Origin of the sequence: Cryobacterium sp. TMT4-31 (genome assembly GCF_004403385.1) — a bacterium.
Taxonomy (GTDB): domain Bacteria; phylum Actinomycetota; class Actinomycetes; order Actinomycetales; family Microbacteriaceae; genus Cryobacterium; species Cryobacterium zongtaii.
The window spans coordinates 159,294-174,088 of record NZ_SOGI01000058.1 but is presented as its reverse complement, the minus strand read 5'-3'; the positions used below and the strand labels follow the sequence as shown (position 1 = coordinate 174,088).

Here is a 14,795-nt window from a genome sequence, read left to right as displayed (position 1 = left end):
GCCGGGGGTGCAGCGCGCGCATACCGGTGCGTTCGGTCAGAAGCTCCAGGCCCTGGATGATGCGGCGCGGACGGTGATGGCGGTGATGGATTCCATTGACGTGAACGCGTTGAGTGACCCGGAGGTGGTCGCGTTGACGCAGATGGTCGAGCGCACCGGCCGGCCGGTGGATGCCGCCCGGGTGGCCACCTCGACCGTGGTGGGTTACCGGTCCCGCAGCGGGCTGGGCACGGAGTCGCTGGCCTGGCGGTTGGGGGCGTCGCACCAGAATGATCTGCTGATCGGGCTGACCGGCACGTCGGTGCCGGAAATGAAACGGCGGGTGAGCCTAGGTGAGAAGGTCGCCCCGCGGATGCTGGGCGGCACGGTCCTCGAGCCCGAGTTCCCGTTCGTTGCCGCAGCCTTGGCGGCCGGGGAGATCGGTCTTGATGCGGCCGAGAACATCGTGAAGGGCCTGGCCGACTACAAAGTGCACGGCCACTTCGATGCCGACCAGTCGCTGGTGGACGGCGGTGAGGCCGAGCTGGTGGAGTCCGCGACCGGGTCCGTGTTCGCCCGCACCCCCGGCCCCGGCGACACCAACACCGCCACCAACACCGCCACTCACACCGACACCGACGGTGCCGGGCCTGCCTGCACGGGACCGATCGCTCGCCTGGGCGACTCGGCGGGGTTCACTTTCCCGGCGGACCGGATCCGGGAGATGGCGGCGACGTGGCAGGCGGTGTTGAACCCGGACGGGGCCGCGCCCACCGCGGAGATACTGGAGGCCAAATCCACGTTCTCGTTCGGCAAGCTCGCCCAGGGGTTGCATCCGTTGCGCGGCGGGGTGACGCCGGAGCTCAAGGGCATCATGCAGACCCTGTTCAACACGTTCCAGTCCGCCCGCAGCGCTCCCGCGTTCCCGTCCGCGGAGGAGCAGCAGCGTATCGAGGCCGGCGAACTCGTGCCCGGCGAGATCCTCGACGAACGCGACGGCGGCCAGAAACGCGCCGATATTCTCCGCGGCATCCTGGTCCAGGTCGCCCAAGACCCCCGCACCCCGACCATGGGCGGAATGCCGCCGACGGTGATGGTGCACGTGAACGCAACCGACCTCGTCAACGGGGTCGGGGTCGGTTGGATCGACGGCGTCGAGGGCCCCGTCTCGATGAAAACGATCAACCAGATGGTCGACAACGGCGGCTACCGGCCGATCCTCTTCGGCGGCACCGGCGCCGTCCTCGCCCTCGGCGACAAAGTCCGCTGCTTCACCCCGCTGCAACGCAAAGCGATCACCGCCCGAGACGGCGGCTGCATCATCCCCGGCTGCACCTGCCCACCGCAATGGACCGAAGTGCACCACGTGAAGCCGTGGCAGCACGGCGGCCCCACCAACGTGAGCAACGGGGTGCTGCTGTGCTGGTACCACCACCACAACATCGACACCTCCGGGTGGCACATCCGCATGGTCCTGGGCATGCCCGAAGTCAAAGCCCCACACTGGATCGACCCCACCGACACCTGGCGAAAACCACCCCAACACCGCGCCCACGACCCCAAATACCGCCGGCAAGACGAGTAGCCGCGGCATGAGGGCGCCCGAGTCCGGATTCTGGGTCACCAGGCTCGACGGGCTCAACCGACGGTGATTTGTTGCTGGCCCTGCCATCGGGGCGGCCCGCGACGTACTATCGCCTTGGGCGTCAGCCGGCGCCCGGTTACGGCTACGGAGGTATGCAGTGGGCATCAATGACGACGACATCACCACATCCGGCGCGGATGCGAACGAAGGTACGGCCGATGGCGGCGCCAATCCGGCGGGCAACGACGGCGGTGCCGACGGAACCGCGGACGCCGGAGAGGGCACCGCGGACGGCGGCGCCAATCCGGCAGGCCACGACGGTGGCGCTGACGGCTCCGCCTCGAGCGAGGGCGTTGCAGACGGCGGCGCCAACCCCGAAGGTCACGACGGCGGCGCCGACGGAACCGCCTGATGACGAGCGAAGGGCGCGGGGCGAGCGATCGTCCCGCGCTCATGCGCTTGCTCGAGGTCACGCCGGAGGCCTTCGCCACGGACTACTGGGACCGTCGGCCGCTCTTCACCCGCGCGGCCGCCCTGCGGGGCAGGTTCGATGACCTCTTCACCGCAGACGCCGTCGACGAGCTGGTCACCCACCGTGGTCTGCGCACCCCGTTTGTGCGCATGGCGCGGCAGGGCACCGTGCTCGACCCCGGCCGGTACACCGCACCGGGCGGCCTGGGCGCTGAGATCGCCGACCAGGTGAGCGCCGACAAGGTGCTCGACGAGTTCACCGACGGAGCCACCCTGGTGCTCCAGGGGCTGCATCGCACCTGGCCGCCGCTGGCCGAATTCACCCGGCAGCTCACGAGAGACCTCGGGCACCCCGTCCAGGTGAACGCCTACGTCACCCCGGCCGCGGAGCGCGGCTTTGACCCGCACTACGACGTACACGATGTGTTTGTGCTCCAGATTGCGGGGGAAAAGCGCTGGCGCATCCATCCTCCGGTGCACCCGCGCCCACTCCGCGACCAGCCGTGGACCGACCATCGCCGTGCGGTGGAGCGACGGGCCGAGGACGAGCCGGCCATCGACGAGGTCTTCAGGCCGAACGACGTGCTCTACCTGCCCCGAGGGTGGATCCACTCGGCGACGGCGCTGGGCGGCACCTCGATCCACCTCACCATCGGCGTCGCCGCCCTCACCCGCCACGATGTGCTGCGCGAGGCCGTCGCGCACGCTGCGGCCGCCGAGAGCCTGCGCGCCGCCCTTCCCCTGGGTGTCGACCTCACGGATGCGGCGACCGTCGGCGCCCTGCTGGCCGACACCGTCGACGACTTCATCCGGTTCACGGGCGCGGATGCGGCCCCGGCCGAGGCGGTGTCCCGGCGACTGGCCGGGCGCCTGCGGGCGTCCACCCGGGCCGAGCCGATCGCCCCCTTGGCGACCACGGCGGCCGCCACCGCACTGCACGAGGCCACCACCGTGAGCCTGCGGCGGGGACTCGGCGCCCGGTTCCGGGCGGGCCCGAACCCCGGTGACGTCTCTCTCGTGCTGCCGGACAAGACCGTGACGCTCCCGGCGGAGGCCGCCGACGCCCTGGCCCAGATCCTCACCGGACACCCCCTGCAGGCCGGCGGCCTGGCCGGATTGGATGCGGCGTCCTCCCTCGTGGTGGCCCGGCGCCTGGTGCGCGAGGGTGTCCTGGTGGTGCGATGAGCCTCCCCTCCGCCCCGGGCTGGCTGCCGTGCAGCGATCGGTCGCTGGAGCGCGGCGATCCGCTCCCGGGTACGGCCGGCTATGGCGAACGCTGGTTCCTCGTCGAGATCGACGGGGCCTGGGGCGCGCACGCGTTCCTGCAGTCGCCGCTGGACCCCGCACTCGCCCGGGCTCTGGTGACCCGCATCGAATCCGCGGGCATCCGCCCGCTCGCCATTCGTCGAACCGGCCGCACCGCGCACCAGCGCCGCGCCCAGACCGAATGGCGGTGGGCGGCCGTTGACGCCAGGGTCGGACACGAACGGGTGCACTGGGGGGTGGTGACCGATCCCGCCGATCTGTTGCAGGTGCCGTTGGACGGTGCGACCGGCGCGCCGTCGACCGAGCCGCTCATCTGCGTGTGCACCCATGCCCGGCACGACCAGTGCTGCGCCGTTAAGGGGCGGCCGGTGGTCACCGCCCTCGCCCAGGCCTACCCGGCCGCCACCTGGGAATGCTCGCACCTGGGCGGAGACAGGTTCGCGGCCACCCTGATCCTGTTCCCGCACGGGTTGTACTACGGCCGGGTGACCGCCGCCGAAGCCGCGGACCTCGTCGACGCCTACCTCGACGGTCGTATCGAACCGCGCTGGTTCCGGGGCCGCAGCTCGCTGCCCAATGTGGTGCAAGCGGCTGCCGCGTTCGCGCGGGCGAACCGGGGTGACGACCGCATCGACGCCTTCGACTACAGCTCCTGGACGGAATCGGGGGGAGTGCACACCGTGAGCTTCATCCACGGCGATGAACGGCTCGCGGTGAAGCTCACCGAGAGCCTGTCGGCGCCGCTGCTCAGCACCTGTGCGGCCAGCACTGCCCGGCCGGTGCGGGAGTTCGAACTGCGCTCGATAACCCCGGGCTGACACCCCCCAACTGGAGGTGAATACGGGACCAAGGTCCCGGTTTCGGGCCCCACTCGGAGGGTAGTGTTCCCAGTAGAGGGCGAATCACCGGCACCGTGGCACTAGCTGGTACCTCGTGGTCCTGCTCTCATGGCCCGCACGGTGGGATAAACACCCAGTCAGCGGGAAAGCCTCGATCCTACAAGGAGAGCACACCATATGACCGTCACAGATGGCATCCGAAGCGACCAGCAGGGTCTTGCAGAAACCGGCGCCGCCGAATTCGTCAGCGGCCCGTGGCAGGACTCGATCAACCTGCGCGACTTCATCCAGCGCAACTACACGCCGTACCTCGGCGACGCGAGCTTCCTCGCCGGCGCCACCGAGCGCACCACCGGCATCTGGGCAAAACTGTCCGCGATGTTCCCGGTCGAGCGCGAAAAGGGTGTCTACGACATCGACGCGACGACCCCGTCGTCCATCACCGCGCACAAGCCCGGCTACATCGACGAGGCCAACGAGGTCATCGTCGGACTCCAGACGGATGCGCCGCTCAAGCGTGCGATCATGCCGTTCGGCGGCTGGCGCATGGTCGCCACCTCCCTCGAGACCTATGGCTACCCCGTGTCGCCCGAGCTCGAGACGATCTTCACCGACTACCGCAAGACGCACAACACCGCGGTCTTCGACGTCTACCCTCCCGGTGTGCGTCGTGCGCGCAGCAGCCACCTGATCACGGGACTCCCGGATGCCTACGGCCGCGGCCGCATCATCGGTGACTACCGCCGTGTCGCCCTCTACGGTGTCGACGCGCTGATCGCCGGCAAGAAGAACGACCGCGCCGAGCTGGACATGGAGCCCTCGACCGAGGACATCATCCGTGCCCGCGAGGAGAACTCGGAGCAGATCCGGGCCCTCAAGGAACTCGTGCAGATGGCAGCCAGCTACGGCTCCGACATCTCCAAGCCCGCCACCACCGCCAAGGAAGCCGTTCAGTGGCTGTACTTCGCGTACCTCGGTGCGGTCAAGGAGCAGAACGGTGCGGCAATGTCGTTCGGCCGTAACGCGGCCTTCCTCGACGCCTACATCGAGCGCGACCTCAAGGCCGGCACCCTGACCGAATCCGGCGCCCAGGAGCTCATCGACGACCTCGTCATCAAGCTGCGCATCGTCCGGTTCCTCCGCACCCCCGAGTACGACGACATCTTCGCCGGCGACCCCACCTGGGTCACCGAGTCGCTCGCCGGCATCGGTGAAGACGGTCGCCCGCTCGTCACCAAGACCGCGTTCCGCTTCCTGCAGACCCTGTACAACGTGGGCCCCGCACCCGAGCCGAACCTGACCGTGCTGTGGAGCGACAAGCTGCCCGAGGGCTTCAAGCGCTTCTGCGCCCAGGTCTCGATCGACACGTCGGCCATCCAGTACGAGTCCGACGACCTCATCCGCAACGAGATGGGTGACGACGCCGCGATCGCATGCTGCGTCTCGCCGATGCGCGTCGGCAAGCAGATGCAGTTCTTCGGAGCCCGCGTCAACGCTGTCAAGGCGCTGCTGTACTCGATCAACGGCGGCCGCGACGAGGTGTCCGGCAAGCAGATCGCACCGGCCACCGCAGCGAACACCGACGAGGTCCTCGACTACGACACCGTCTTCCCGGCCTACCTCGAGACCCTCGAATGGCTCGCCGAGACCTACGTCACCGCGCTGAACTGCATCCACTACATGCACGACAAGTACGCGTACGAGCGCCTCGAGATGGCCCTGCACGACCAGAAGATCATCCGCACCCTGGCCTGCGGCATCGCCGGCCTGAGCGTGGTTGCTGACTCGCTGTCCGCCATCAAGTACGCCACGGTCCGTCCGGTGCGCGACGAGACCGGTCTGGTTGTCGATTACACCGTCGAGGGCGAGTTCCCCGCCTTCGGTAACGACGACGACAGGGTCGACGCCATCGCGATCGACGTCATGGAACGCTTCATGACGATGATCCGCAAGCACCCGACCTACCGCGACGCCATCCACACCCAGTCGATCCTGACGATCACGTCCAACGTGGTCTACGGCAAGGCCACCGGCAACACGCCGGACGGCCGTCGCAAGGGTGAGCCGTTCGCACCGGGTGCAAACCCGATGAACGGCCGCGACACCCACGGCATGCTCGCGTCGGCACTCAGTGTCGCCAAGCTCCCGTACAGTGAAGCGCAGGACGGCATCTCGCTGACCAACACCGTCGTTCCCAGTGGCCTCGGTCACACCAAGGACGAGCAGGTCACCAGCCTGGTCGGACTGCTCGACGCGTTCACCTCGGCCAGCGGATACCACCTCAACGTCAACGTGCTCAACAAAGAGACTCTCGAAGACGCCATGGAGCACCCGGAAAACTACCCGCAGCTGACGATTCGCGTCTCCGGCTACGCGGTGAACTTCGTCCGGCTCACCCGCGAGCAGCAGATGGATGTCATCAGCCGCACGTTCCACTCGCACTAAGAGAACACCCTTACAGATGACCGGCAACGCTAGGTAGGACGAGACCATGACCGCAATCAACCTCGGCTTCCCTAGCGTTGCCTGTCCTGTAGTCGTCGAGCACGTCGACCTTTCGGTCGACGTGGCCGACGAGATCAGTGCCCTGAACGACGTCGACCGCAAGGCCGAACTGCACACCCTCGAAATGAAGGCAATCCGCGAGGGCACCGTCGCCAGCGTGCACTCCTGGGAGCTCGTGACGGCCGTTGACGGCCCCGGCACCCGCATGACCCTGTTCCTCTCCGGCTGCCTGCTGCGCTGCCAGTACTGCCACAACCCGGACACCTGGAAGATGCGCGACGGCCTGGTCACGCCCATCGACGACCTGGTCGCCCGCATGACCCGCTACCTGGGCGTCTTCAAGGCCACCAACGGTGGCCTCACCATCTCCGGCGGCGAACCGCTGATGCAGCCCGCTTTCGTCAAGCGGATGTTCAAGGAGGCGCACGCCCTGGGCGTGCACACCACCCTGGACACCTCCGGCTACCTCGGCAAGAGCGCCTCCGACGAACTTCTCGACAATGTCGACCTGGTTCTGCTCGACGTCAAGTCGGGCCTGCCGGACACCTACAAGAAGGTCACCGGCCGCGAACTTGCACCGACGATCGCCTTCGGCGACAGGCTCGCCGAGCGCAACATCCCGGTCTGGGTGCGCTTCGTGCTGGTGCCCGGGCTCACCGACGCCGTCGACAACGTCGAAGCCGTCGTCGACATCGTCGCGAGCTGGCCCAACGTTCAGCGCGTCGAGGTCCTGCCCTTCCACCAGATGGGCGAGGACAAGTGGGACCGCCTGAGCATCCCGTACCCGCTGCACGGCGTGCACCCGCCGGAGAACGACGTGCTCACCCGGGTGCGCGGCCAGTTCGAGGCACGGGGACTGACGGTCTTCTAGGAGTCGAGAAATCTGACACACCGACGAATATCGGCCTTACGCATATAAATGTGTGAGGCCTTTTTTCGTTCTGATCAGCGCCTTAAGTGTTACGAATTTGAAGCCAGGGACTTTGTACCCTGACTGGGAAAACCGGATGCTGCCAGACTGTGAGCATCTTCAGAATCGCAACGAAAGGCAACATCGTGTCAACAGCAACCGTTCCGGCCACCACCCTGGGAGCCACCAAGGTCAAGGTCCTCAAGCTCATCGGCTGGGCCGGAATTCTTGGCGCCGTCGTCATGATCATCGGTGGAGGTGTGGTCTGGGGCGTTGTCAGCTCGCAGCTCTCCGCCGAGAAGATCACCGTCTCCGAAGACGCCGCGTTCCTCGCCGGCGCCCCGGTCGTCGGACCGTTCTCCGCATTCGCCCAGGCCGACATCATCAACCACCACGCGCTGGACATGGCCGAGGGCAAGACCTACGCCGAACTCGACAAGGAAGACCCGCTGCGTGCGACGGTCATGAACGCGTCGTTCCTGCGCACCTCGCTCTTCACCTCCGTGGTGTCGTTCGGTGTCTCGGCCTTCGCCATCGGCATGGGCGTCCTGTCCGGCCTGTTCGGTTGGGCCATCCTTACCCTCGCTCCGGCCTGGCCCAAGAAGACCACGGCCACGGGCGTTCGCGCGTAGTCGTACCCGCTTCACGAACGACCCGGCAGCTTTCGCTGCCGGGTCGTTTCGGGTTTAAGGGGGTTGGCTCGCTCTGGAGCTCAGTACTCGGTCGCGCCCTCGGTGTCTTCGCCCCAACTCACGATGCGCGGCGGCAACGGGTACTCGTGGGTGCCGCTGGCGGCCAACACCTCAACACTCACCACGCGGGGAGCCGTGGTGCCGGCCCGGCTCACAAACCAACCGCCGACGAGCACCACATCGCTCACCGTCGACGCGACAGCCACCCCGGTGACGGTGAACGGCCCGTAGGCCGGGTCGACGAAGAGCACCGAGATCAGGTCGCCGTGTGCCACGGCGGGTGCTGTGAGGTCCTGTTCGATGCCCGGCGCCTCATCCGCCGTCTCACCGTCGCTCGGCTCAAGGGTGCGCAGTGCCTGCAGGGACTTGTGCGGCTTGAGATTCTGCTCGATGGAGCGGCCGCCGACGGTGAGTGTCTTGACCGACGCGGAGATGAATGCGGTGCCGTCGATCGTGAAGGCGCCGTAGCGCTTGGTCAGGAACATGGCGGACACGCCGGTTCCGGATTCGAGGGCGATGATCGCATCCGTGAGCACCTTGACGTTGCGCCTGCTGGGCACATTGGGCATTGCCGGTCCGGCCATCTTTCCTCCAGAGAACGTGACACGCAACTCTAACGCCGCCCGAAACCCGCGCCGTCCGTCCAGCGGCGCACTGCCCCTGTTCGAGGGGTTCGGCAAGCCCCTAGCGAAGCGTTCCCGAGCGGCATTGAGTGGATGACTACTGGCGCGATTGGGCGTGCCTGGTGTGTGGAGGGGCGGACGGCGGAACCATGGTGAGCAACGGCACAAACGGGATGAACGGAACCGGAGTCACCCCACCGCGATCCTTCGGCGGTGTGGTCGGCGGCCTGATCGGTCTGGCCGCGACGAGCGCCATTGCCGGGCTGTTGGTCACTGTGAGCCTGACACCGGTCGTTGCGCTCACCGGCGTGGCGGCGACCAGCACGATCAACGTCTTCGAGACCCTGCCGAACTACCTCGAGATCGAGCCGCTCGCCCAACGCAGCAACGTCTATGCCACCGGCCCGGACGGAACGTCGATCCTGCTCGCGACCCTGTACGACCAAAACCGGGTCGAGGTCGGCTGGGACGACATCGGCCAGAACGTGAAGGACGCCGCGATCGCCGGGGAAGACCCGCGCTTCTACGACCACGGCGGCGTCGACCTGCAGGGAACCATGCGCGGCGCGTTGACGACGGCGTTCCGGGGAAGCGTGCAGGGCGGATCGTCGATCACCCAGCAGTACGTCAAGAACGTGCTCGTGCAGAAGTGCGAGATGCTCCCCACCGAGGAGGAGATCTCGGACTGCTACGCGGCGGCCACGGTGACGACGGCATCGCGCAAGCTCAAGGAGATGCGACTGGCGATCGGCGTGGAAAAGAAATACGCAAAAAACGACATCCTGCGCCAGTACCTCAATATCGCCGGCTTCGGCGGCCGCGTGTACGGCATCGAGGCCGCGGCCGCCTATTACTACGGGAGCACGGCGGCCGATCTCACGGTGGCGCAGGCGGCCAGCCTCGTGGCCATCGTCAACAATCCCGGCAAGTTCAGGCTCGACCGGCCGGCGAGCGAGACCAATGGCGTGGCCAATGGCTACCTGGACAACCGGCAGCGCCGCGACTACATCCTCGGGGAGATGCTCAGATACGGCAAGATCACCCAGGTCGAGTTCGATGAGGCCATGGCGGCCCCCATCGAACCGACCATCCATGAGCCCAGCACCGGATGCCAGACCGCCGGGGCAAACGCGTACTTCTGCGACTACGTGATCCATGTCCTGGCGAACGACCCGGTCTTCGGCGACGACGAGGATGCGCGGATCAAGAACATCCGCCGGGGCGGCTTCGACGTGTACACCACCCTCGACCTCGACCTTCAGAACGCCGCAGTCGCGACGATGAACGAGAACGTGCCGAAGACCCGCGCCGGCTGGGACGTGGGCGGTGTCATCTCGAGCGTCGAGGTCGGCACCGGCCGAGTGCTCGCCATGACGCAGAACAAGGACTACAGCCAGGACCCCGAGGTGCAGGCCACCGGGAGCAACTGGAGCAGCGTGAACTACAACACCGACTTCGTCGCCGGGGGATCCCGCGGGTTCCAGCCCGGCTCCACCTACAAGGTCTTCACCCTCGCGGACTGGCTGAACACCGGCCATTCCCTGGACGAGCGCGTCGACTCCGCGCCCAGATCACAATGGGGAACCTTCAACGACAGTTGTTTCGGCCCACAGAACTACGATTCGGAGGGCTGGAGCCCCAAGAACGACGCCAACGAATCCGGTCGCAACTACAGCGCGCTGGAGGCCACCATCGGGTCGATCAACACGGGGTTCATCGCCATGGCCAAGCGGCTCGACCTCTGCGGGATCCGGAAGATGGCCGAGGCCTTCGGAGTGCACCGCGCCGACGGCGAACCGCTGAGCCAGAGCGCGGCATCCGTGATCGGCACGAACGAGATCGCCCCGTTGAGCATGGCCGTCGCCTTCGCCGGCATCGCCAACAACGGGACAACCTGCAGCTCGATCGTGATCGACCGGATGATCGGCGCCGACGGCACCGAGGTGCCCATCCCCGTCTCGCGGTGCGAGGACTCAGTGCTGCCGGAAACCCAACGTCAGATGGTGGCCGCTCTCAGTCAGGTGATGTCGAGGGGAACCGCCGTGCAGTCGAACACCGGCACGGTGCCGTGGGTGCCGATGTTCGGCAAAACCGGAACCACCGACAACGCCAAGGACACCTGGATGAGCGGAGCGAGCAGCAAGGTGGCGACCGTCGTCGGCGTCGTGACCGTCACGGGGAACGCCAATCAGCGCGCAATCAACTTCGAGAGCGGGCCCGCCGCCACCGCGCGGCACCGGATGTGGCCGGCCGTGATGTCGGTGGCGAACGCGAAGTACGGTGGAGATCCGTTCCCCGGGGTGTTCGTCACTCCACCGGCGGTCGCGGAGGAGGAAGACGTGGGTGTGGACGTCGACGAAGACGTCGATGCAGACCAGGATCTCGGGGGCGACGACACCGAGCAGAACGATCCGGCACCTGACGTTCCAGAGGGGACCGACTAGAGATCACGCGCTCTGCGTCGACCACAGGTCGAATTCAGTCGTACCGGAGCCGGCCGCCCGCCGCATCGGCGGCCGGGCCACCGCGGCCGCCGTTGCCTCGGCGACGGACGGTTCGGCGTCCAGCGCCGCCGCCCTGGCCGCCTTGAGAGCCTTGGCCTGTGCCCTGGCCCGGTCCCTGGCCACCGTGACGAGGTCCCACATGCCCTCACCCGTCACCGAGACCCCGCGGGCACCCGAGCGCCGGGTGCGGCCACGCACCAGCATCAGTTCGGTCTGGAAGACGCCGCCGCCGATGCGTTCCTGGGCGTCGTGGAAGAACACCACGTTGGCCACCGGACCGGTGCCGTCGTCGAGGCTGACGAACACCACCCGGCGCCCGTCACGCATCGGCGGGGTATTCGTGGCCCGGCGCACGCCGGCCAGGAGCACATCGGTGCCGCCGGGCAGGGTGGCCAGCTGGGCGGCCGGGGTGACGCCGAGTTCGGCGAACAGCGGGTAGTACTTGCGCATCCGGTGGCCGGCGACGGCCAGACCGGTGTCGAGCAGCTCGAGGTCGGACTGGGTGCGCCCGCGCAGCTGCAGCGAGGTGACGGTGTCGAAGCGCGCACCCTCGTAGTCGAGCACCGGCAACGGAACCTCGAAGGCGAGCTGGTCATCGGCGATGGTGATGGCCGTGCCCCGCAGCGACTGGATGTGCGCGAGCAGCTCGTGCCGGCGGGTGCGATCGTGATCGATGAAGCTGTCCAGCGCGCCGACGCGGGCGAGGGCCTCGAAGGTACGCCGACGCGGGTGCACCCGGTCCCGAAAGTCCTGCAGCGACGTGAACGGCTGGTGCCGCACGATGCGGGCGCGCTCGGCGTCGCTCGATCCGGAGAGCTCCGGCAGCGGCATCCGGATGCCCTGGCCCTCACCGACGGACTCCACCCTGTAGTCGAGGGCGCTGTGCTGCACGTCGAGGCCCAGAACCGGCACGCCGAGCACCCGGGCTTCGGCCACGAGCAGGTCTTTGGGCCACATGCCCGGATCGTGCGTGAGCAGTCCGGCCAGGAACGCCGCCGGGTGGTGGGTCTTCAACCAGGCGGACTGGTAGGTGGGCAGGGCGAACGCCGCCCCGTGCGCCTTGGCGAAGCCGAAGCTGCCGAACCCGGCCAGCACGGTCCAGACCCTGTCGATGGTGCCGGCATCGAAGCCACGGCCGAGGGCGTTCTCGCGCACGTACGCCTCGATCACGCTCAGCTGCTCCGGCCGGCCCAAGTGCCGGCGCAGCACGTCGGCGTGACCGAGCCCGCAGCCGGTGAGCTCGTCGAAGAGGCGCATCACCTGTTCGTGGAAGATGACGACGCCATTGGTCTCGCGCAGGATCGGTTCGAATCGAGGATGGATGTAGTCGGGCGCGACCTCACCGTGCCGAGCCTCGAGGTAGCGCAGCGGCATGTTGTTCTTCATCGGCCCGGGGCGGAACAGCGAGATCTCCACGGTGAGGTCGTTGAACACCTCCGGCTGCAGCTTGCCCACCAGCTCCATCTGGCCGGGGGACTCGATCTGGAAGATGCCTAAGGTGCGGGTGGAGCGGATGAGCTCGAAGGTGGCCGGGTCATCCAACGGCACCCGGTCCAGGTCGATGTGTTCGCCGGTGAGCCGGTGGTGTTCCTCCACGGCGTGCGCCATGGCCGACTGCATGCGCACACCGAGGATATCGAGCTTGATCAGGCCCATCGGGTCCATGTCGTGCTTGTCGAACTGGGACATCGGCAGGCCCATCCCCGAGGCCTGCACCGGGGTGCGATCCAGCAACGAGGCATCGGAGAGGATGACGCCGCAGGGGTGCACCGAGATGTGCCTGGGCAACCTGTCGAGCCTGGCGGTGAGGTCCACGAGCAGGTCGAGCTGCGAGGACTCCCGCACCTCGGCGGCCAGCTCCTCCAGCTCCGGCTTCTCGGCCAGGGCCGCACGAAAGTCGCGGGCGTTGAACCGCCACATCTGCTTGGCGATCGTGGCGACCTGGGCGTCCGGCATGCCCAGGGCGAGGCCCGCGTCCCGCACGGCGCCCCGACCCCGGTAGGCGTTGGTCATCGACATCAGCGAGACCCGGCTGGCGCCGAACGTCTCGAAGACCTTCCGATAGATGTCGTGTCGCCTGGCCGACTCCACATCGAGGTCGATGTCCGGCAGCGTCTGCCGTTCGGGGGAGAGGAAGCGTTCCCAGAGCAGGCCGTTGCCGATCGGTTCCACCGACGAGGTGTGCAGGGCGTAGTTGAGCACCGAACCGACCCCGGAGCCGCGGGCCTGGATGCGGATGCCCATGTCACGCACGAGGTCGGCGACGGTGGCCACGGTGAGGAAGTAGCTGGCGAAGCCGAGCGATTCAACCGTCGACATCTCGTGGGCGAGCCTGTCGTGGGCCGCCGTGAGCCCGCGGCGCCCGGCGTCGGCGTAGCGCTCGTCGATGCCGTGACGGGCGCGGGCCCACAGCTCGGCGAGCGGGTCGCGGGTGACCCCGATCACGCTCGCCTCCGGCATCCGCGGCCGGCCGAGCCCGATGTCACCGACAGGGTCGAGCGCACAGCGTTCCGCGAGGTCGTGGGTGTCGCGCAGCAGCCGGGCCAGCGCTCCGTCGCTGTGCTGCCCGGCGTCGACCACCATGCGGGCCACCTGCCGCATGGCGGCCGCCGGCTTCAACCAAGCTTGGCCGTTGACCTGCAGGGGACGGGCCTCGGTTTGAATGTTCGGCGGCTGGGCCTGTGCTGGCTGGGCGAGCTGCGCGAGCGGCATGAGGTGCCTGGCCGCATCGGCGAGGTCGGCGGTCACCGCCTCCTCGGCGGTGCCATAGCGCACCGCGTTGCTGAGTACGGCGGGCAGCCGGGCGTACTCGGCGAGGGCGAGCATGCGCGTGGCCGGGGCGACGCTGCCCGGCATACCCGGTTCGGTGAGATGGCAGACGACCTCGAGAGCGAGCGACTGGGGCGGCATGATCCGTTGCCACTCGGCGAGGGTCGCGCGGGCCAGCGGGTTGTCCCGGCGCTCAATCGCGTGGCCGACATCGGAGGCCGGGCCGAGCAGCACCGTCAACGAGTTCAGGCCGGCCAGCTCGGCGAGGCGGCTGCGTGGGATGCTCGGCGGGTGGCCGGGCACGCGCACCGTGGTCTCGTGGGCGCTGGAGACGGCCCGGCAGAGCGCCGCGTAGCCGCGGCCGGCACCGCCCTCACCAGCACTGCCGCCGTTCGCCAGCACCACCACCCGGCCGAGAGGTGCGAGGGTGTCGTCGTCGTGCACCTCGAGATCGGCGCCGAGCCCCGGGCGAATGCCGGCAGCCACACAGGCACGCACGTGCTTGACGGCCCCGTACAGTCCGTTCCGATCGGTGACAGCCAGGAAGGTCGCCCCGTCGGCGGCCGCCTGCCCGGCGAGGGCCTCCGGCAGGGTCACGCCATAGTGGGTCGAGTAGGCGCTGGCGACGTGCAGGTGCGGAAAACTCATCGCG

The 14,795-nt window shown here is 68.1% G+C and carries 10 protein-coding genes; 8 read left to right on the top strand and 2 right to left on the bottom strand.

Translation table 11 applies throughout. The annotated features are described in order from the left end of the window. The 7 genes from E3T19_RS13840 to E3T19_RS13810 all read left to right on the top strand — a co-directional run. On the top strand, nt 1–1,564 hold a 1,564-nt coding region (locus E3T19_RS13840), incomplete at its 5' end, for an HNH endonuclease signature motif containing protein (protein WP_134409094.1). Between the two features lie 157 nt (nt 1,565–1,721). Then, nucleotides 1,722–1,976: a BatC protein gene (locus tag E3T19_RS13835; RefSeq protein ID WP_134409093.1), complete on the top strand. Its 255-nt coding sequence runs from the start codon at nt 1,722–1,724 to the stop codon at nt 1,974–1,976. Then, on the top strand, nt 1,976–3,220 hold the full coding sequence (locus tag E3T19_RS13830) for a cupin domain-containing protein (RefSeq protein WP_134409092.1): 1,245 nt from the start codon (nt 1,976–1,978) through the stop codon (nt 3,218–3,220). Before E3T19_RS13835 ends, E3T19_RS13830 begins: the two co-directional genes overlap by 1 nt. Further along, nucleotides 3,217–4,119, top strand: coding sequence for a sucrase ferredoxin (locus E3T19_RS13825; RefSeq protein ID WP_088455934.1), 903 nt, complete (start codon nt 3,217–3,219; stop codon nt 4,117–4,119). Before E3T19_RS13830 ends, E3T19_RS13825 begins: the two co-directional genes overlap by 4 nt. Nucleotides 4,120–4,317: 198 nt before the next feature. Further along, the gene (gene pflB / locus E3T19_RS13820) at nt 4,318–6,585 is read left to right on the top strand and encodes a formate C-acetyltransferase (RefSeq protein WP_088455935.1); all 2,268 of its coding nucleotides are present in this window, start codon (nt 4,318–4,320) and stop codon (nt 6,583–6,585) included. A 46-nt stretch (nt 6,586–6,631) separates the two neighbouring features. After that, a complete protein-coding gene (gene pflA / locus E3T19_RS13815) occupies nt 6,632–7,516 on the top strand; it encodes a pyruvate formate-lyase-activating protein (protein WP_088455936.1) in 885 nt (294 codons plus the stop codon). Nucleotides 7,517–7,701: 185 nt separating this feature from the next. Then, complete coding sequence (locus E3T19_RS13810) at nt 7,702–8,187, top strand: aromatic ring-opening dioxygenase LigA (RefSeq protein WP_088457954.1); 486 nt, start codon at nt 7,702–7,704, stop codon at nt 8,185–8,187. 80 nt (nt 8,188–8,267) lie between these two features. Here the strand turns inward: E3T19_RS13810 and E3T19_RS13805 are convergent, their stop codons facing one another. Continuing rightward, nucleotides 8,268–8,831 (bottom strand): hypothetical protein, encoded by a 564-nt coding sequence (locus E3T19_RS13805; protein WP_088455937.1) that lies wholly within the window; start codon nt 8,829–8,831, stop codon nt 8,268–8,270. Nucleotides 8,832–9,043: 212 nt separating this feature from the next. Between E3T19_RS13805 and E3T19_RS13800 the strand changes: the two genes are divergently transcribed. Then, nucleotides 9,044–11,314 (top strand): transglycosylase domain-containing protein, encoded by a 2,271-nt coding sequence (locus tag E3T19_RS13800; protein WP_166788881.1) that lies wholly within the window; start codon nt 9,044–9,046, stop codon nt 11,312–11,314. Nucleotides 11,315–11,317: 3 nt separating this feature from the next. On the opposite strand, the gene E3T19_RS13795 is transcribed toward E3T19_RS13800, so the two are convergent. Further along, complete coding sequence (locus tag E3T19_RS13795; protein WP_166788880.1) at nt 11,318–14,791, bottom strand: DNA polymerase III subunit alpha; 3,474 nt, start codon at nt 14,789–14,791, stop codon at nt 11,318–11,320. Nucleotides 14,792–14,795: the final 4 nt, after the last annotated feature.

Bases quoted from the DNA above. Each gene is read 5' to 3' on its own strand.
- pflB (WP_088455935.1), top strand. From the start codon at position 4,318: ATGACCGTCACAGATGGCATCCGAAGCGACCAGCAGGGTCTTGCAGAA.
- E3T19_RS13800 (WP_166788881.1), top strand. From the start codon at position 9,044: ATGAACGGAACCGGAGTCACCCCACCGCGATCCTTCGGCGGTGTGGTC.
- E3T19_RS13805 (WP_088455937.1), bottom strand. From the start codon at position 8,831: ATGGCCGGACCGGCAATGCCCAATGTGCCCAGCAGGCGCAACGTCAAG.
- pflA (WP_088455936.1), top strand. From the start codon at position 6,632: ATGACCGCAATCAACCTCGGCTTCCCTAGCGTTGCCTGTCCTGTAGTC.
- E3T19_RS13830 (WP_134409092.1), top strand. From the start codon at position 1,976: ATGACGAGCGAAGGGCGCGGGGCGAGCGATCGTCCCGCGCTCATGCGC.
- E3T19_RS13795 (WP_166788880.1), bottom strand. From the start codon at position 14,791: ATGAGTTTTCCGCACCTGCACGTCGCCAGCGCCTACTCGACCCACTAT.
- E3T19_RS13825 (WP_088455934.1), top strand. From the start codon at position 3,217: ATGAGCCTCCCCTCCGCCCCGGGCTGGCTGCCGTGCAGCGATCGGTCG.